A 16,881-nucleotide genomic window follows, 5' to 3' on the forward strand; every position below is an offset into this window, starting at 1 on the left:
AAAAAATTACTTCAGGGTTTCTATAATACCGCCAGAAGTTGTTTTACGTTTGGGTACGCCGCCGCGACCTGGTTTACCCGTATTCTCATCAATAAACATCGCGAATTCCGGGGAAATTTCCCGACCATTTGGCATCGTGAGCCACAATCTTAAAAGATGACGTTTGCGTTCCGGCTCTTCATAGTCTTCGTATTGAGTACGTGAGTGAAGAATCGTATAATTATTGACGAACTGCATATCACCTTCTTCCAACATCATGTTATAATGTAAATTCTCATCATGAAGTAGGGAGTCCAATAAGTCTAATGCTTCAATTTCCACTTTTGACAATTGTATGCCTGTTTTTGCTTGTGCTGATTCGATAAATAAACGGACATATCTACAGCTCAATTTACCATCATAATAATTAAAGATTGATGATGTAAATACTGGAGGTTCTCCCGGCGCTTCCTCTCCACGACGATCAAAGTAAAACGGACGACAGAGAACTCCTAGATATTCCGGGTTCTTCTCCAGAATTTCATTGTAAACAGTCATCGAACTGATGATACTGCTGTGACCTCCAGATTTCCCTTTTCTTAGGCTTAATAAGCCAACAACATCAGATCCATCAGCATGAAATGGAAGATGCAGTTTCGTTTGGTAACCACGTACATTAGAATTTTCTAAGCTAAGACCTTGATCTTTTACGTGCCCTAAGAGGTCACCATTTGCGTTTTGCGATACCGGAATACCCATGTGAAGACCGAGACCCCAGTAAATGATGCTTGCTTCTTCTTCTGTATATCTTTCAATAGGTAATCCACGAATTAATAGGAACCCTCTCCCATTCTCCAGCTCTTCAACAAAATAAACGATTTCTTCATATATATCAGGAATCGGAAAATCCTCTTTGTTAAAATCAGGTGCTTTTAAACCCTTTTGTTTAACATGAACTAAAGCATCCTCAAGCGAGGCAATCGTTTTTTCAGACAAATAATAAACCCATGAATCATCTTTAGCCAGGTCAGTGCCTTTCCACGCTACTTGCCCTTTAACTTTTTCTTTTAAAATGGTTGACATAATTAATCCCCCTTTAATAAGTTGTTCATTTCTTACTTCACTTCAGACAATTCTCTTAACTCTCTGCGCAAAATCTTCCCTGTTGAGTTCTTAGGCAGCTCTTTAAAAAATTCTACTCGTTTAGGAAGCTTGTACTTCACCAGCTTATCGTGACAGAATTGAATAATGTCATTCATGGTGATTCTCTCATCCTTAACTACAACAAAAGCTTTAACACTTTCTCCGTATTCCCCATCTGGAACTCCGATTACGGCCGCCTCTACCACAGCAGGATGTTGATACAGGACTTCCTCCACTTCACGAGGATATACATTGTAGCCTCCAACAATAATAATGTCCTTCTTGCGGTCAACAATGTAGATGTATCCTTCTTCATCCATTGTTGCGAGATCATCGGTGTAAAACCACCCGTCATTAAAAGCAGCTGAAGTAGCTTTTGGCATCCCCAAATATCCCTTCATAACATTTGGCCCTTGAACAACTAATTCTCCGACTTCTCCTCTCGGCAATTCTTTTCCGAACTCATCTACAACTTTGCTTTGGACAGCTGGAATATTCAAGCCTATAGAACCTGGCTTGCGAGTCCCTTTTAAAGGATTAATAGCGACGAGAGGAGCAGTTTCCGAAAGCCCATATCCTTCCAAGATAGAAACATTAAACTTGTTTTCAAATTTATGCAGCAGCTCTGCCGGAATCGAGGCACCTCCAGAGATACACATGCGAATAGATTGGCAATCCTCCGCAATCGCTTCAGGCAATTGATAAATAAAACTGTACATCGTAGGTACTCCAGCAAACACGGTTGCCTTTTTTTCTCGAATGATGCTGACCACGTCATAAGGGCTGAATTTAGGCTGGATCAGGACTGTTGCCCCACAAGCAATTGGCGCATTCAGACATATTGTCATACAGAATACATGGAACATTGGCAGAACAGCTACGACACGATCTTTAACATCGAGTTCTAATAATTTTGAAATGGAGTCCGCATTTGAAACCAAGTTCCGATGCGTTAACATTGCACCCTTTGGTTTCCCGGTTGTTCCTGATGTGTATAGAATGACTGCAAGATCTTCATCGTCAATGTAAGGGCTTCCATAAATATTAATGCTTGTGCCTGTTTCCATGAGATGCTCCCATGTCGATTCCTGATCCTCGGCTTCGGTATAAACCACAAGCTTCAGATTTTCCAATTGCTTTTTTACTTCTGATAACTTCGGTTCTACAGATACATGAGTTATGACCGCTTTGGCTTGACTATTGTCTAATAAGTAGTTGATTTCCCCTTGGGTATACAAAGGATTGATCGGAACAACAAATGCACCAAGCCGTAAAATGCCGTAGTACGCAATGAGAAATTCAGGGCTATTTCCTAAAATAAGAGCCACTCCATCTCCTTTCCTGATTCCTTGTACATACAGACCAGCAGCCAATCGATCCACCTTCTGATTTAGTTCTTGATAAGTAACACTTTTATCTTTATAGATATAAGCGATACTTTCTGGGAAATTACTTGCGCTTCTTTTTAGATTTTCGTTTAAGTTATAACTCATTAAATGAATTCCACCCCTTTTCTCACATAGGAGGCTTTGAATACCCACTATTTTGAATATTTAAAATATTATTACATTTAAAGTATACTCATAAATTATAATTAAATAAAATTAAAGATTTTAATTTGTATATAAGTATTAATAATATTAAAAAGGAACTTCAGGATAACAGAAGGGCTACTTCGATGATCTCTTCATCTACTTCTAATTAAAAAGACAAAGCCCCAGTAAAGAGCTTTGTCTTTTTTATATTTTTGATTTATTTATAAAATAGAGCTATTGCAATAATTGGTTCTTTAGATATTTTTCTATTAACTCAATAAATAAGTTCATAGATTTCGTATGCAATTCCACAGATTCTGTTATAACTGAAAAATTTCTTTTTATCGGTGTCCCTTTTACATTTAATACTTGAATGGTACCAAGCATTCTTTCTTTTTTTACAGTAAGTTCAGATAAGTAACTAATGCCAAGCCCGGCTTCAACTGCTTCTTTTATAAGTTGTGTGCTGCCGAACTCCATTAACTTGGTAGGACGTATTTGTAAAGATTGAAATAATGTTTCTGTTGCCTCTCTTGTACCAGAACCTTCTTCACGGACAATCCAATTCTCTTGTTCTACTTGTCTTCGTGTAACTTCCTTATTGAAATAAATTGGATATTTACCCCCTGCCACGATATACATTTGGTCGGTGGAAACGGATTTTATATATATATTTCGAAGAGAAATTTCCCCCTCTACAATTCCTACATCGATCTCATGACTTGTGATTGCTTTGGCAATATCCCTTGTGTTGCCAATCTGTACCGAAGGGAAGATATTAGGAAATAGGTTTTTCATTCTTGCAAGTATATGTGGTAATACATACTCTCCAAAGGTGTAGCTGGCACCAATTTTTAATAGTCCTGTTGGCTCGTTATTTAATTCATTCACTAACATTGACATTCGTTTATATAAACCTGTTATTTCTTTAGCATGTAAATAGACTATTTCTCCTGCTTTAGTTAGCTGGACAGATTTGTTTGTTCGCAGAAGTAGTTTTGCACCTACATGTTTTTCCAATTGTTGAATTTGCTGGCTGACTGCAGGCTGAGTCATATGAAGCTCTTCCGCTGCTCTGGAAAAGTTTCTTTTATCAGCTACAGATATAAATACAGATAATAGTTGATCCATAAGTTCTCCTTCTTACTATCGCATTTACTTATTATAACTATAATAATCATTTATTTTCCTTATTGTAAATCATTAGGTACTATAAATTATAAATAATCCAAATAAGGGGTTGAAAAACATTGGAACAAAAAGCGTTAATAACTCCCAGTCCAAATAAGCAAAAAAAAACGGCAAAAAAGCTAAATGTTTCTTTGATTTCTGGAATTGGTTTTACATTGATCATAGCCGTGTTAGGTTCTATTTTGGCAGCGTTGCCAGGTCTAAATCATATTGGACCTCTTGCATGTGCCATTTTACTAGCTGTGGTTTATAGACAGGTTTTTGGATATCCAGAAAAATTACGTGCTGGTATTCAATTTTCATCAAAAAAACTATTGAGATTTGCCATCATACTTTATGGATTAAAGCTTAACATGATTGTGATATTTCATCAGGGTTTCCCTCTATTGCTAAGAGGGACAATAACGATCATTTTTTCAATTGTTGTTCTTATGATCATTGCAAAATGGCTGAAGGCAGATTTTAATCTTTCTTTATTATTAAGTGTCGGCACAGGTATTTGTGGTGCGGCTGCCATCGCGGCCGTATCGCCAATTATAAAAGCAAAAGATGAAGATACGGCTATGGGAGTAGGCATCATCGCATTAGTCGGCACAGTGTTTTCAATAATCTATACGTTAATATATCCTTTTTTATCTATTGGTCCTATGAACTACGGAAATTGGGTTGGAATCAGCCTACACGAGATAGGCCATGTTGCTTTAGCTGCTGTCCCGGCAGGCCAGGATGCTCTTGCTCACGCATTACTTGCCAAACTTACACGAGTATTCCTATTAATTCCGGTTTGCTTTATCCTCATGCTTTGGATGAAAAAGAAAGGAAAAATAGAAGGCGAGGCAAGATTCGAGTTTCCATGGTTTTTAATTGGCTTTATCGTTATGAGTTTTGTGGGAAGCTATATCATTGGTAATAAGGTATTGGTATCACAAAAAGTGATGTCTGATATTGCAGGCTTCACATCATTTATGTTAACAATGTCAATGACCGGATTAGGATTAAATATTAGCTTGAAAGAACTACGTACCAAAGCAATACGTCCACTTATTGCCATTATTATTACATCATTTCTTTTATCATTGCTAACTTATATTTGTCTTTAACAAAGAATAAAAAGATGATTTTTTACCCACTGCAATACAAATATGACCGTCATGAATATGTTCAAACCGAATATTTTTTACTTTTTTTAACTCATTACAGATGCATGGATTATAGCAAAATCGTACTTTTCCTTATTGAAATTCTGAATAATATCTTTAGAGTTTTGCTCAACTAATTCAAATTCAAATGTTATTTCACTATTTATTGAATTAAACTTTCCCATGATTTCTTGAAGTAAAAAAGAAAAAGTAGGCGCAGTAATTAAATGAGTATGATATTTTTATAATCTTAAATTTCTTAGTTCTTTAAGGGTGTTTAGTAAAGTTATTGCTTTCGAAATAACTATTTTACCTTCGAAAGTGGGAGTAACTCCATGTTTTGAACGGATTGCCCCACGATTGCTTACAAGGTCTTAACAGGTCATTTCAACGCATTCCAGTCATCACGATATTTTTTAGCATAACATTAAAATATTTTAGGAATTAATAATTACGTTAATATGATAAAAAGGAGATGATTATGAGTATGATTGATAACCCATTGAATAAAGTGAATGACGAAACCTCTGTAGAGTCAGTTGAAGGTGAAGCTGCTATCAACTCTCCTAATGAGCGATCCGACGCCCCTCCAATAACTCAGTCAAAATATCCTGAATTCGATCTTTTCGGCACCGGATTAAATGGGTATCCGTTTTAATTTAAATTCCTTATCCCATGATACCTTCCGACTATTGTTAATGATATTAGTGGATTTAGATTTGATACCAAGGCATTTCACCTGATACGAAGAGGTACTTCCACATTGCCGATTTGCCGACCGAATGCTTTTGCGTTCTGAACCTGCTTTTGCGCAAATTCCTTGCTGTAAGGGACGAACTTTGTACCACTCGCTAATTTTTCCCTTAGCCACCTTGCCTGAAGTAATTGTATATGATTTTAATTCCTCACGGCCTATTATCTGAGGAACCGATAGATGATACATATTCTATACAATGAAAAGACCTTAACTTTTACGTTAAGGTCTTTCGAACAGGCTTTTCTTGCCCTATATCATTCTTTCTTAAGGTATTCTTCTAAAATACTCTTATCATAATCAGATTCAGGTAAAAGGCCCAAACGAGTAAATTCCCAAATAACCCTTCTTTCATGATCATCTGCATCTGATAGATCTTCATAATCATAGTCAACTTTAAATTTCCCTGTACTTTCTAAAGTGAAAGTTAAATTGGTCCATTGTTCTTTATTATTATTTTTAAATTCATCTGACAATAGTTTTAATTCATCTAATAATTGATACCATAATTTATCGTATTCTTCTTCATTAAAACTATATATTTCAGGTATATCATGACTATAAATAGGCACTTCACTTTTAGGAGTATAATAAAAAAAGAATGCAGTACCGGTACCTTCAGCAATTTCACCGTACATTAATACCTTTGACCATTCCTCTGGTATAGTTTCATTAATAGTTTGAGCTATTTGTTGATAAATACTATTAAGTTTAATTTCATTCATACTTACCTACCTCCTGATCTATTTTCAAAAATTCTTCTCTCCCAACGACTATTATCAATCTTATAATTTATTCTAAAACTAGCGGGCCGCTTAGAGTCTCCTTTAAACTAGAGTAATTTTCACCTCATCTGTTTTAGAAAAGGGAATGTAAATGTTATTTCAGCTGGATAAGGTTCCGGGGTTCAATCCTAACATTATTAGAATTGAGCTAATAGGTGAAATTAATGTTCCTAGCCGATTTTAAAAAACCCTTGAATGGCTTTAGCCACCCAAGGTTAACACTACATTTATTTATTTTTCTTTCATAATGCTATTCTGCTGAGGAATTATAATCAACCTCTGCATTTCTTAGTCCCTCTATTACTTTATTAATTCGTTTTGATAAGTCTTGTATCTCTTCTAATGTTAAGTCAGCTTTTGCTTCTTGTGGGTTAAACATACTTAATCTTTTAGTAATACCTTCAATGCGCCCAACAAAAACTTTTTCATGGCCAATTGCAATTTCTCCAATTGCTGTATCAACAATAACATCTTCTATCTTGCCTAATTTATCAAATTCATCAGCTAGTTTTGCTATAGCATACCTATATCCCCTATCTTCATCTAACAACTCTTCATATGTCTCCTGAATTGCATCAAATAATTCATTATACTTCCAGTCTTTCATTAGTTTTCCCCTCCAAACAAATTAAGATTAAGGAATAATTCTATTACCATCGTTGTGTATGACTTCTAATTCAATATTTTTATATTTAGCAGCAAACTCTGCTATGACTTTATTGCAACTGTCGCAAGTATCCAATTCTGTAAATAACTTAATTTTCCCTGTAGCTTGTGTATTCTCTCCAAGCCTATAAGCAATGTCATTTAGTATTTTATACTCCGTATCTGTATTCCTTAAGTAACTCTCTCCCTCTTTACCAACTGCTTCCGTAGCTTTAAACATTGGATTTTCAGGTTGTAAAGAAATATCAGGTACCATATCCTCAAGACTACCTTTAAGTTCATTTATGCTACTTTGAGCATAAAATTCAGATTTATTTATCCCACTGATATCCACTTCTGCTACAGCAAAATTACCAGATTTCTTATACCTACTTGTTAAATTCCCTCTTAGTTCTTTCACTCTATCAATTATATGTGCTTCTGCTACGGGATCTATTTGTCTAGTTGGATACACTTTACCCGTACCCTTAGGAATACTCTCCCCTGAAACACCCTCGACTTTACTATCCTTCACCGTAAATTTCTGATAGGCTTCCTTAATTGTCTGCTTTTCCATCATAACTTGGCGAAGGGGTGGTCCTCCTGCGAGGGAAACTTGTTCCACACTTATATGTTTAGGAATTTCTTTTTTACTTAGTTCTTCACCTATATTTTTTAAAGTGGTTTTTCCTGATCTCGCTATGTCTGTTATTGTAGCTTGAGCCTTCTGAAGCTGCTTTTGCGCAAATTCCTTGCTGTAAGGGACGAACTTTGTTCCACTCGCCACTTTATCAGCGATCTTCGCCGCACCTGCCACACCGCCGATGCCGAGTGCCATCAACAGCCCGTTCTGGCGCTGTTCCTCGGTCAGTTGATTGCCGAACATGTCTTTGCCTGTTGCTGCTTCGCCAAGGCCGTTGGCTGCGAGGAGTCCGTATATTCCGTATTCGGTTTTCTGGAGGAGGCTAAAGCCTTTTGTCGTTTTATAGGCATCGAGCGCGTGGTTCGCTGCGTTGAGTCCTTTGGCGGTCTTGTAGATGGCGCTGCCACCCTTGATGGCTCGGCCGGCCCAGCCGACGACGGGGATGAATCCAGCGGCGGCCATGGCGCCGGCTGCGATTCTTTCAGCATCGGACAGCTTGCGGCCGGTTACTGGATCGACTCCGGTTGAGGCCCTGATAGAATCATAATATCCCGTGAATTCCCCTGTAAAGGTTTTTGTCGTATCCCAGGCTTTTTCGTACCATGGGCGGTTTTCGAGTTCTTCCATTTCTTGTTCGATTTTCCTGGCTTCGGCTTGCTGCTTTTTGAAGGTCTGATAGTCTTTCATCTGACCGGCGACCTCATCCTTCACTTGATAGACGTCACTATTCTTGAATGCCGATTGGTTGAACGTCATCGGCGAAACGTTGCCGTCCTGTTTGGTGGCATCAAGCAAGGCGCGGAAGAGGCCAACGGCCACGTTTTCCTGCCCGACGGACACATCATATTCCTCGACCAATTGCCGGTCGACATTCTCGACCTTTGTCACGGTGTCATCCATCCTCTGTCCGGCCAGCGTGATTTTTTCATTAAAGTCCTTTTGATCGAACCTATCAAGAGGCAGGATATCGTCAATGCTGTCGAGGATTCTTTGGAGATCGTTCGCTTGTTCATCGACAAGCGACTTCGCTTGGTTGATGCCGTTCGAGATTTCCCCATCTAAAAAGGGAACCTCGACCACCGTATTTCCGGAGAGGTCCGCCTCTTCCAGGCTGGCCGGAATGCCTTCCAAAAAACTGATCTGTGTCGTGAATAGTTCCATCCAGGCGTCCGCCACCTCGATTTGCGCTTCATAGAAGCTTTTGATGGCAGTGGCACCGGCCCCTTGAAACTCGTTGTCCAAGCCGACGATGCCCTGAAATTCCTTTTTCAGGGCTGCGACTTCCTTCTTTAGTTCTTCATATTGCTTGGCGCGCGACTTGGTTGCGGCCGTCAATGTCTTGGCTTCATATATTTTCATCGCGTAGGATACCCATGTGAAGACACATGGGCGATGGCTTCATCCTGTTCTTTTAATAAGTCAATGTTTGCACGGGTATCTTCCACATTTTTCTGGACGATTTTGATATATTGCTCGAAGACCTTTTCCAGGTTCGTTTCCCGGTCGATCCATTTCGAGGTGAATTCCAATTTATTGCTGCCAAGCTCGCCTGCCGGCAAATTTCCAAGCGTGACTGTACCAAGTGCCGTCTTCACCTGATCGACTTGCTTCGTTACGGCAGGATGATTCAGTTTGATTGTCGTCATTAAAACAACCGCCTTTTTAAATCTGATATTTTACTTTCCAGCTGCTCAAATGCCTCTTCGCCTTTGCTCAAAAGGGAGTCGGCTTCTTGGGCTATATTCCCCGCTATGCTCAGAAGCGTATTTTCGGCATTCAGCTTTGTAATCATTGCCTCGATTTTCCATTGGTAATCGTCATAATCGTCATGAATGATACTGAACATCACATTATAGGCATCATGACGGGCTTCCTGAAATTGATCCGAGCGATTCCCTGTCCAGCTGCCACCTAGCTCAGGGTCTTTTATTTTCCTAATCTCGTTCAGACACATGCTCTGCTCTTTTATAATATCGTTCTTCGCATTTTCTAACCGTTCAATTTTCACATTCAAATCAGCTTTTTTACTGGAGATAGCAGAGTTTATATTACTCAAAATATCTGCATAAACCATGAAACTCACCTCAGAAACAGTATAATCCTACACTAAATGTCATATTTTCCTATTTAATATTATAAGGATTAAAGTCCGAGAGTTAAATAGGGAGAAATATGCTATTTTGTCAGTTAAAAGTGAAGATTGGCATAAAAAAGTTCCTACATACCATATTCTTTATACCCTGCATTTTACCAATTTTAAACAAGTGGGCAGAATGGATTCCCTAAAGTATTGCCCCAATTCATTCAAACTGCCCTAAATTGTATCTGTGCAACAAATCATCCCGAACAAACTCCCTGCAAGTCGAAGATAGATGTGACCGCTCAGGATGTATCAAATCTCCAAAAGGCAAATCACCGACAAACTTAACTTCGCCTTCAAAATCCTGTCCGTTTTCACCATCAAAACCGATGACTTTCACAAAGCAAGTTTTGTGACCGGTTTTCATAAAATCAATTACCGTTAACACATGATCATGTACATCATTCATTCTTTTTTCCTCCAACCATGAAAGCATTAAGTAAAGATATTTTTTACTAGCATTATAATAAAGAAACCGATCCAAACAACAAACCATGGTTAAGATCGCTAAAGGCATTAAAACATTGGAAATAGACACACATACTTTCCCTGAATCGCTTATACTTTATTTTTTTTATGTATTTTGGTTGATCTATTAACTATAATCTTAGTTAAACTGGCGTTGCATTTCCTGACTTCCCAATTCATTTCCTTATGTTTTTTTACGTTACCCGGGATATACTTCTCTTAACATGTCTATGATTTCATATTACTTCATCGAAGGTCAGTCTGGCAACGCCCTCTTCTATATAGATTTATAACCTGCTATAATCTAAGGATTGGAGGTGTGAAAAATGAAAGAAATCATCCAGATATTAGCTGAAATCGTCAATAATCTTCACGATTTCATCCTATTCTTTGTGAGTGACACATTAAATTCAAATGCAACGGACAAAGATTTGCATTTTTGGATAATGGGGATCATCGGTATCATCATATTTTTGTTCGTGTTATTTTTATCTAATTTAATTTCCCGGATGCGTTTTGGGATAACGATACTCTCTTTCCTTTATACCTTTACCGTCATGGTTGTTTTAGTATTTGCCATTGAAATACAGCAAGCCCTTACCAGCAGGGGGAATATGGAGTTTCAGGATGCGGCGGTAGGCCTTTGGGGGTTCATCGTATTTTTCATGGTTTTTGCTGTACTATCATCCATTTTCCTTTTGGTGAAGAATTTTTTCAAGCCATCAAAATAAAGGTAACGATAGGTCACCTTGCTCAAAACATTCCTAATGGCCTTTCAATAACTTTAAATTCGGATTTTGTATTGGCGGGAATGATAAAATCTCTGTAGCATCATCTTAAACCCGAAGGAAGGTTACAGAGAAGAAAATTTGATTCGGGGTAATAAGCATATACTATCCATTACTTCGGTTCACTTTCATTGAATAAATCAATGCTGAACAGATTGAAAGAATCGTCGTCATTAATACGTTCCTGGTCATACCCGGATATATCAGGACTATTTTCCCTGCGGCGGCGATTCACTTCCCTTAATTCCGCTTCCAGAAATTCCGCTTGTTCGTGGGAAAGCTTGATCGTGATTTCATTATTTTGATCATCTGCAGCTTTCAAGAGGACATAACTATCCGCCGCATTACGTAAAGTCACATTGCTTACTGTTAAGTTCATATTCGCGAGTTCATATCTTGCCTTCATAAAGTAAAAAGAACCTCCATCGGAAAATACCGGTTAAAATAATGTTTATTAAATATACTCTACTTCAAGATATCTAAATATACAAATTCTTTGTTTGGAGAAGCCTTGAACTTAAAGATCTACCTAATACAAGAAATGGAAAGTGATGCGCCGCGTCTTAAATAAAGGTACAGTTGAATTATCTTCACTAGAAAATCCTGAATTTCTGGAAACAATCGAGCAATTGAATGCGAATTCGTCCCTTTCTTAATTCTAAAACAGGTTCTCCATGAAAGAATTCACATTGACTATAAACAAAGGGACCCTTCACAAGCAGAAAGGTTCCCTTTGTTCAAAGTTCTTTCTCAATCGCGTAAGCAATATGGTATGGTCCCGTGTTTTCATTTGAAGTAATGACGGTTTTCAATCGACTCGCCGGATATACCGCTGAATTGAAACTTACACCCGGGTCATACCCCATAAGATGATATTTGAAAATCGCTTCATTTTTTTTACTTATCCATATGCCATATCCGTAGTATTCCCCTTCATCTTCCATAGCAATATGGGGCTTCAATAAAAGATTGGTATACGCTTGATTCAGTAACTGATTCGAAAATAACCCTTCCCAAAATCTGAACATATCCGATGTTGTAATATACGCCCCTCCATCCGCACCGCCTTTGATCGGAAGGGAATAAACATTTGTTCTCCATGCTCCATTTTCTTCGTCAATGTACCCTAATGCAGTATTTTTAGGTAGCTGATCCATGGAAAAATATCCGGAATCTTTCATTTCACAAGGCAGAAAGATCTTCTTGTCGATATATTCAGTAAATTCAAGTCCGGTTAGTTCCTCAACAATCAACCCTAATATAGCCTGCATTATTGTAATGAAATCTTTCCCCAGGTTCGAACATCATCAGCTCTTCTTGAAACATTGGCAGGAAATCTTTTAATCTTTTTATATGGTACATCGGATTTTTCTGCCAAAGCTCTTCAAAATCATCCATCACTTCTTCATCAAAGTAATCAGGAATGCCTGAAGAGTGTGTTAAGAGGTGATGTATGGTTATATTTTGGTTGAAATCAGGAAACACGTTCGGAAGACAGTCTTTCAACTTGGTATTAAACCTAAGTGTCCCTTTTTGTATTAACTGGCAAATGGATATTGCCGTAAACAGTTTACACCCGGAAGCAATTCCGAACCTTGTTTCGGTCGTATTCATGATTTCATCCGCTCGATTGGAATAGCCATGTGCTGAACTATGGATCAGGTCATCTCCCGCTTTCACACCAATTACACCCGAGAATTCAACTTCCTTGCTCGTTTCTTCAATATTCCTGGATATATCCATATGTAGAGTCGACATTTCGTTTTCCCCTTTGCGGTAAAATTATCATTACTGATGTGTTGGCCAAGGTGCTTGTAATGTCTTGCCAAAAAACCCGCATCTTATGTGATGCGGGATAACTTATCAGCTTCTTATTTCCACCAAGTATCATAAACGTTAATGGCTTCATTACGTTTATGTTCGGTTTTAGTATACCAACCTTCGATGATTTCAGCAGCTTCCGTTCTGATTTCCTTGCCTTCAAGGTAATCATCGATTTCATCGTAGCTAACGCCTAAAGCCGCTTCATCAGGAAGTAACGGTTTGTCATCTTCCAAATCGGCCGTTGGTATTTTCTTATAAAGACGCTCAGGTGCACCGACGAATTTCAGGATTTCTTTTCCTTGCCTTTTATTTAAACGGTATAATGGAATGATATCCGCTGCGCCGTCACCATGTTTCGTAAAGAAACCTGTGATCGCTTCTGCTGCATGGTCCGTACCCAGCACGACGCCTTTATAAAGTCCGGCTAAATCATATTGTACCTTCATTCGCTCACGTGCTTTAACATTTCCCCTTAAGAAATTCGTTAGCTTTTCAGAAACTGCTTCTTCCACAGCTTTTACTGATGCATCCACCGCTTCCTTGATGTTGACTGTAACCGTTTGGCTTGGCTTGATGAATTTTAATGCAAGCTGCCTGTCATCTTCATCAGCCTGCACTCCATATGGCAAGCTTACAGCAACAAACTTATAGTCGTTGCCATTCGTTTCTTCGTTCAATTCGTTGACAGCGGTTTGGGCAATATACCCCGCCAGTGTTGAATCTTGCCCTCCAGATATTCCAAGTACAAAGCTTTTCAGAAACGTATTTTTCTTCATATACCCTTTTAATAGATCAACACTTTTCCTGAATTCAACTTCAGGGTCGATCGTTGGTTGGACAAGTAATTTTTTTACGATTTCTTTTTGTAATGGACGCATTGGCAAAGCCCCGCTTTCTAATAAAATAGGATTGTCATTTCGTAAGCATTCTTTCTACATTGGCTTTAACTTCATCTATATTCCTCATTTTATTATCCCAACAATCCTGGCTTAGATCTACCGGGTATTCTTCAGGATTAAGTGCACGCAGGTACTCCGGCCATAATACTTGGAGATTTTTTTGCGTGAATGCCTTGATTTCATCTATGGTTGGCAATTCATAAATCAAACTTCCATCCTTGAAAATATCCACATGCAGATCAACCGCATCGAAATCCGTGACGAATTTACTTAGGAAGGTATGGACAGGATGAAACATTTTTAATTTTTCCTGTTCCTGCGGCTTCTCATATTCCATCGCCAAATAATCACCTTCAGCATGATGGTTCACTTTATTGACGATGCGATAAACTCGTTTTAAACCAGGTGTCGTAACCTTTTCAGGGTTAGAAGAAATTTTGATGGTATCTCTCATATTCCCATCTTCGCCCTCTATTGAAACCATTTTATAAACGGCACCGAGAGCTGGCTGATCATAAGCCGTAATCAATTTTGTTCCGATGCCCCAAATGTCAATTCTTGCTCCTTGTTGTTTCAAGTTGATGATCGTATATTCATCCAAGTCATTGGAAGCGACGATCTTCGCATCATGGAATCCTGCAGCATCAAGCATACGTCGTGCTTCTTTTGATAAGTAAGCTAAATCACCGCTGTCAAGACGGACGCCAATGAAATTGATTTTATCGCCCAGTTCCTTGGCAACACGGATTGCATTCGGGATGCCAGAGCGCAATGTATCATAAGTATCAACCAAGAATACACAGTCTTTATGGGAAACAGCATATTTATGAAAAGCGGTATATTCATCTTTATAAGCTTGGATCATGGAATGCGCATGAGTCCCTGAAACCGGAATGCCGAACAGCTTGCCAGCACGTACATTACTGGTGGAATCAAAGCCAGCAATATAGGCCGCTCTCGCTCCCCAAATTGCTGCATCCATTTCTTGTGCCCGTCTTGAACCGAATTCAAGGGCAGATTCTTCACCGATGACCTGCTTGATGCGCGAAGCTTTTGTTGCCACGAGTGTGTGAAAGTTCACAATATTAAGCAGCGCAGTTTCAATGAGTTGAGCCTCACCAAGCGGTGCCTCCACCCGTAAAATCGGTTCATTGCCGAAGACAAGCTCTCCCTCTTTCATGCAGCGTATGGCTCCCGTGAAACGGATGTTACGCAAATAGTTCAAAAATTCTTCATCATAGTGCAGATCATTTTTTAAATAGTCGATATCACTTTCCGAGAAGGAAAAGTTTTGAAGGTAATGGACAATTTTTTCAAGTCCCGCAAAAATCGCATATCCGCTGTTAAATGGAAGCTTTCTGAAAAATATTTCGAAAACTGCCTTTCGATTATGTGTTTTGTCCTGCCAATAAGTTTGGGCCATATTGATTTGGTATAGATCAGTGTGTAATGCGTAACTGTCGTCATTGTACTTTTTTTCCATGGATAGTTCCTCCCAAAAGAGAAGCATTCGCTTCCCTTCTATTCTGTTGCGTTTATGGATATTATAGAATGGTTGCTCCAAGAGATCCTTTAAAATGTCCAAGCGCCCAATGGTGACCGGCATCATTGAACGAGGCCACAGCATTTTCATATACAAAGATTTTATAGCCTAGATTATAAGCGTCGATTGCCGTATGCAAAATACAGATATCTGTACAAACCCCGACCAAATATACATCGGTAATGTGGCGTTCCCGCAGGCGAATATCAAGGTCCGTTCCTGCAAAGGCCGAATAACGTGTTTTATCTATATAATGAACATTCTTTTGATTTTTATTTGTTTCATATTCCTCTTTTAACGCCCCGTAGAGGTCTCTACCCATTGTACCGCTAATATTATGCGGTGGAAACAAATTCGATTCGGGATGTAAGCGGTCTCCTTCTACATGTAAATCAATCGCGAATACCGTGTATTCACCTTGTTTGATAAAATCCTTGGTTATACTGACAAGTGTCTTTTCGATATCCTGGCCTGGCTTCCCGCAGGTCAATGAACCCCCGTCTGCCACGAAGTCATACGTATAATCTATATTGATCAATGCCTTTTTTCCCATGGCACGATTCCCCCTCAGTAGTAAATAGAGTCCATGACAACCTCTGCATTAAATCGGTAAAGCTGTGAAGGCCGATAAGAATTACGTTTCGTTTTCTTCTGCATTCCTTTTTCATCCAAGACTTTCTCCAAAAACGGGAGTTTCGGCGCTTTTGCATAAAAAAGTGAGTCTGCGCTGATTTTCGCATCATCTCTGGCAGTCAGCAAAACCCGTTGCAGTTCAGAAAGCGTAAATTCATCCGGCAGGAAATTTTGGGCTATCGTCGTTTGCACCATTTCTTTTTTCATTAAATTCATAGCATCGTTTATAATTGTATAATGATCGAATGCAAGATCTAATTGTAAGGCTTCCTGAATCGTGAACAATTCAACTTCGGCTGCATCGTCATTCGCTTTTCTTTGATGAAGAAACTCTTCCTGGACAATTGCATAAAAGGCATTGGAGATGATCCATCCCCTGGGATCGCGTCCCGGCTGGTCATAAACCCCGAAATGCTTGACATGGAATCCAGCTACACCCGTTTCTTCTTTCAATTCTCTTTTGGCTGCTTCATAAGCAGTTTCGCCAGCATTGACAAAGCCTCCAGGTAAGGCCCATTTATCTCCTTCAACATTGGGGCTTCCTTCCTTATCTTTTGTGGCACGTTTGATTAATAATAGCTTCAAAAACATTTCAGGCGGGGCTTTCTCTGCCGTTTTCTTCGCAGTAATCGTAAAGATCGCAATATCTGCTGTGTATCCATCTGGAGTAATATATTTCTTTTTTTCCTGCTGAACCATGGCAACTCTCACTTTCTTTCACTAAGTATGGGATTAAGTAATTAGTAAATCATTAATTACTAATTATAGTACT

Annotated in this window: 17 protein-coding genes and 1 pseudogene; 3 read left to right on the plus strand and 15 right to left on the minus strand. The window is 38.8% G+C overall.

The window, feature by feature from the left end; translation table 11 throughout:
* Nucleotides 1–6 precede the first annotated feature (6 nt).
* From ACQKFG_RS18890 to ACQKFG_RS18900, 3 genes are all read right to left on the minus strand, one after another.
* Nucleotides 7–1,062 (minus strand): TauD/TfdA family dioxygenase, encoded by a 1,056-nt coding sequence (locus ACQKFG_RS18890; protein WP_427561643.1) that lies wholly within the window; start codon nucleotides 1,060–1,062, stop codon nucleotides 7–9.
* A 32-nt stretch (nucleotides 1,063–1,094) separates the two neighbouring features.
* On the minus strand, nucleotides 1,095–2,615 hold the full coding sequence (locus ACQKFG_RS18895; RefSeq protein ID WP_349730050.1) for a long-chain-fatty-acid--CoA ligase: 1,521 nt from the start codon (nucleotides 2,613–2,615) through the stop codon (nucleotides 1,095–1,097).
* Nucleotides 2,616–2,891: 276 nt separating this feature from the next.
* Nucleotides 2,892–3,788, minus strand: coding sequence for a LysR family transcriptional regulator (locus ACQKFG_RS18900; protein ID WP_427561646.1), 897 nt, complete (start codon nucleotides 3,786–3,788; stop codon nucleotides 2,892–2,894).
* A gap of 137 nt (nucleotides 3,789–3,925) precedes the next feature.
* Here ACQKFG_RS18900 and ACQKFG_RS18905 point away from each other — a divergent pair, with 137 nt between their 5' ends.
* Both ACQKFG_RS18905 and ACQKFG_RS18910 read left to right on the plus strand, forming a co-directional pair.
* Nucleotides 3,926–4,948 carry a YeiH family protein gene (locus ACQKFG_RS18905; protein WP_427561722.1) on the plus strand — a complete coding sequence of 341 codons (1,023 nt, stop codon included), beginning with the start codon at nucleotides 3,926–3,928 and terminating at the stop codon, nucleotides 4,946–4,948.
* Nucleotides 4,949–5,468: 520 nt separating this feature from the next.
* Nucleotides 5,469–5,645 carry a hypothetical protein gene (locus ACQKFG_RS18910; protein WP_342615682.1) on the plus strand — a complete coding sequence of 59 codons (177 nt, stop codon included), beginning with the start codon at nucleotides 5,469–5,471 and terminating at the stop codon, nucleotides 5,643–5,645.
* 353 nt (nucleotides 5,646–5,998) lie between these two features.
* Here the strand turns inward: ACQKFG_RS18910 and ACQKFG_RS18915 are convergent, their stop codons facing one another.
* The 6 genes from ACQKFG_RS18915 to ACQKFG_RS18940 all read right to left on the minus strand — a co-directional run bounded on the left by ACQKFG_RS18915 (nucleotide 5,999) and on the right by ACQKFG_RS18940 (nucleotide 10,363).
* Nucleotides 5,999–6,466: an immunity protein YezG family protein gene (locus ACQKFG_RS18915; protein WP_427561650.1), complete on the minus strand. Its 468-nt coding sequence runs from the start codon at nucleotides 6,464–6,466 to the stop codon at nucleotides 5,999–6,001.
* Between the two features lie 310 nt (nucleotides 6,467–6,776).
* A complete protein-coding gene (locus tag ACQKFG_RS18920) occupies nucleotides 6,777–7,133 on the minus strand; it encodes an Imm3 family immunity protein (RefSeq protein WP_342615680.1) in 357 nt (118 codons plus the stop codon).
* Between the two features lie 27 nt (nucleotides 7,134–7,160).
* A complete protein-coding gene (locus ACQKFG_RS18925; RefSeq protein WP_427561653.1) occupies nucleotides 7,161–9,173 on the minus strand; it encodes a deaminase domain-containing protein in 2,013 nt (670 codons plus the stop codon).
* On the minus strand, nucleotides 9,170–9,460 hold the full coding sequence (locus tag ACQKFG_RS18930) for a YwqI/YxiC family protein (RefSeq protein ID WP_192207671.1): 291 nt from the start codon (nucleotides 9,458–9,460) through the stop codon (nucleotides 9,170–9,172). The genes ACQKFG_RS18925 and ACQKFG_RS18930 overlap by 4 nt, the downstream gene beginning before the upstream one ends.
* Nucleotides 9,460–9,888: a YwqH-like family protein gene (locus ACQKFG_RS18935; RefSeq protein ID WP_427561656.1), complete on the minus strand. Its 429-nt coding sequence runs from the start codon at nucleotides 9,886–9,888 to the stop codon at nucleotides 9,460–9,462. The genes ACQKFG_RS18930 and ACQKFG_RS18935 overlap by 1 nt, the downstream gene beginning before the upstream one ends.
* A 226-nt stretch (nucleotides 9,889–10,114) precedes the next feature.
* Nucleotides 10,115–10,363, minus strand: a complete 249-nt coding sequence (locus tag ACQKFG_RS18940) for a hypothetical protein (RefSeq protein ID WP_349729538.1) — start codon at nucleotides 10,361–10,363, stop codon at nucleotides 10,115–10,117.
* 385 nt (nucleotides 10,364–10,748) lie between these two features.
* Between ACQKFG_RS18940 and ACQKFG_RS18945 the strand changes: the two genes are divergently transcribed.
* On the plus strand, nucleotides 10,749–11,153 hold the full coding sequence (locus ACQKFG_RS18945; protein ID WP_192204664.1) for a hypothetical protein: 405 nt from the start codon (nucleotides 10,749–10,751) through the stop codon (nucleotides 11,151–11,153).
* A 169-nt stretch (nucleotides 11,154–11,322) separates the two neighbouring features.
* Here the strand turns inward: ACQKFG_RS18945 and ACQKFG_RS18950 are convergent, their stop codons facing one another.
* The 6 genes and pseudogenes from ACQKFG_RS18950 to ACQKFG_RS18975 form a co-directional block, all read right to left on the minus strand.
* On the minus strand, nucleotides 11,323–11,616 hold the full coding sequence (locus ACQKFG_RS18950; protein WP_192204663.1) for a hypothetical protein: 294 nt from the start codon (nucleotides 11,614–11,616) through the stop codon (nucleotides 11,323–11,325).
* 331 nt (nucleotides 11,617–11,947) lie between these two features.
* Nucleotides 11,948–12,968 (minus strand): annotated as a pseudogene (locus tag ACQKFG_RS18955) (serine hydrolase domain-containing protein).
* 113 nt (nucleotides 12,969–13,081) lie between these two features.
* Nucleotides 13,082–13,912: an ammonia-dependent NAD(+) synthetase gene (gene nadE, locus ACQKFG_RS18960; RefSeq protein ID WP_192204661.1), complete on the minus strand. Its 831-nt coding sequence runs from the start codon at nucleotides 13,910–13,912 to the stop codon at nucleotides 13,082–13,084.
* A 34-nt stretch (nucleotides 13,913–13,946) separates the two neighbouring features.
* Nucleotides 13,947–15,416 (minus strand): nicotinate phosphoribosyltransferase, encoded by a 1,470-nt coding sequence (locus ACQKFG_RS18965; protein ID WP_349729537.1) that lies wholly within the window; start codon nucleotides 15,414–15,416, stop codon nucleotides 13,947–13,949.
* A gap of 61 nt (nucleotides 15,417–15,477) precedes the next feature.
* Entirely contained in the window at nucleotides 15,478–16,029 is a 552-nt protein-coding gene (locus tag ACQKFG_RS18970) for a cysteine hydrolase family protein (RefSeq protein WP_192204659.1), read from the minus strand.
* A gap of 14 nt (nucleotides 16,030–16,043) precedes the next feature.
* Nucleotides 16,044–16,808 carry an NUDIX domain-containing protein gene (locus ACQKFG_RS18975; RefSeq protein ID WP_192204658.1) on the minus strand — a complete coding sequence of 255 codons (765 nt, stop codon included), beginning with the start codon at nucleotides 16,806–16,808 and terminating at the stop codon, nucleotides 16,044–16,046.
* Between the last annotated feature and the right edge of the window lie 73 nt (nucleotides 16,809–16,881).

This window comes from Peribacillus sp. NPDC076916 (assembly GCF_050269675.1).
In the GTDB taxonomy this organism is placed as follows: Bacteria; Bacillota; Bacilli; order Bacillales; family DSM-1321; genus Peribacillus; species Peribacillus aracenensis.

Bases quoted from the DNA above. Each gene is read 5' to 3' on its own strand.
- ACQKFG_RS18890 (WP_427561643.1), bottom strand. From the start codon at position 1,062: ATGTCAACCATTTTAAAAGAAAAAGTTAAAGGGCAAGTAGCGTGGAAA.
- ACQKFG_RS18895 (WP_349730050.1), bottom strand. From the start codon at position 2,615: ATGAGTTATAACTTAAACGAAAATCTAAAAAGAAGCGCAAGTAATTTC.
- ACQKFG_RS18900 (WP_427561646.1), bottom strand. From the start codon at position 3,788: ATGGATCAACTATTATCTGTATTTATATCTGTAGCTGATAAAAGAAAC.
- ACQKFG_RS18910 (WP_342615682.1), top strand. From the start codon at position 5,469: ATGAGTATGATTGATAACCCATTGAATAAAGTGAATGACGAAACCTCT.
- ACQKFG_RS18915 (WP_427561650.1), bottom strand. From the start codon at position 6,466: ATGAATGAAATTAAACTTAATAGTATTTATCAACAAATAGCTCAAACT.
- ACQKFG_RS18920 (WP_342615680.1), bottom strand. From the start codon at position 7,133: ATGAAAGACTGGAAGTATAATGAATTATTTGATGCAATTCAGGAGACA.
- ACQKFG_RS18925 (WP_427561653.1), bottom strand. From the start codon at position 9,173: ATGAAAATATATGAAGCCAAGACATTGACGGCCGCAACCAAGTCGCGC.
- ACQKFG_RS18930 (WP_192207671.1), bottom strand. From the start codon at position 9,460: ATGACGACAATCAAACTGAATCATCCTGCCGTAACGAAGCAAGTCGAT.
- ACQKFG_RS18935 (WP_427561656.1), bottom strand. From the start codon at position 9,888: ATGGTTTATGCAGATATTTTGAGTAATATAAACTCTGCTATCTCCAGT.
- ACQKFG_RS18940 (WP_349729538.1), bottom strand. From the start codon at position 10,363: ATGAATGATGTACATGATCATGTGTTAACGGTAATTGATTTTATGAAA.
- ACQKFG_RS18945 (WP_192204664.1), top strand. From the start codon at position 10,749: ATGAAAGAAATCATCCAGATATTAGCTGAAATCGTCAATAATCTTCAC.
- ACQKFG_RS18950 (WP_192204663.1), bottom strand. From the start codon at position 11,616: ATGAAGGCAAGATATGAACTCGCGAATATGAACTTAACAGTAAGCAAT.
- nadE (WP_192204661.1), bottom strand. From the start codon at position 13,912: ATGCGTCCATTACAAAAAGAAATCGTAAAAAAATTACTTGTCCAACCA.
- ACQKFG_RS18965 (WP_349729537.1), bottom strand. From the start codon at position 15,416: ATGGAAAAAAAGTACAATGACGACAGTTACGCATTACACACTGATCTA.
- ACQKFG_RS18970 (WP_192204659.1), bottom strand. From the start codon at position 16,029: ATGGGAAAAAAGGCATTGATCAATATAGATTATACGTATGACTTCGTG.
- ACQKFG_RS18975 (WP_192204658.1), bottom strand. From the start codon at position 16,808: ATGGTTCAGCAGGAAAAAAAGAAATATATTACTCCAGATGGATACACA.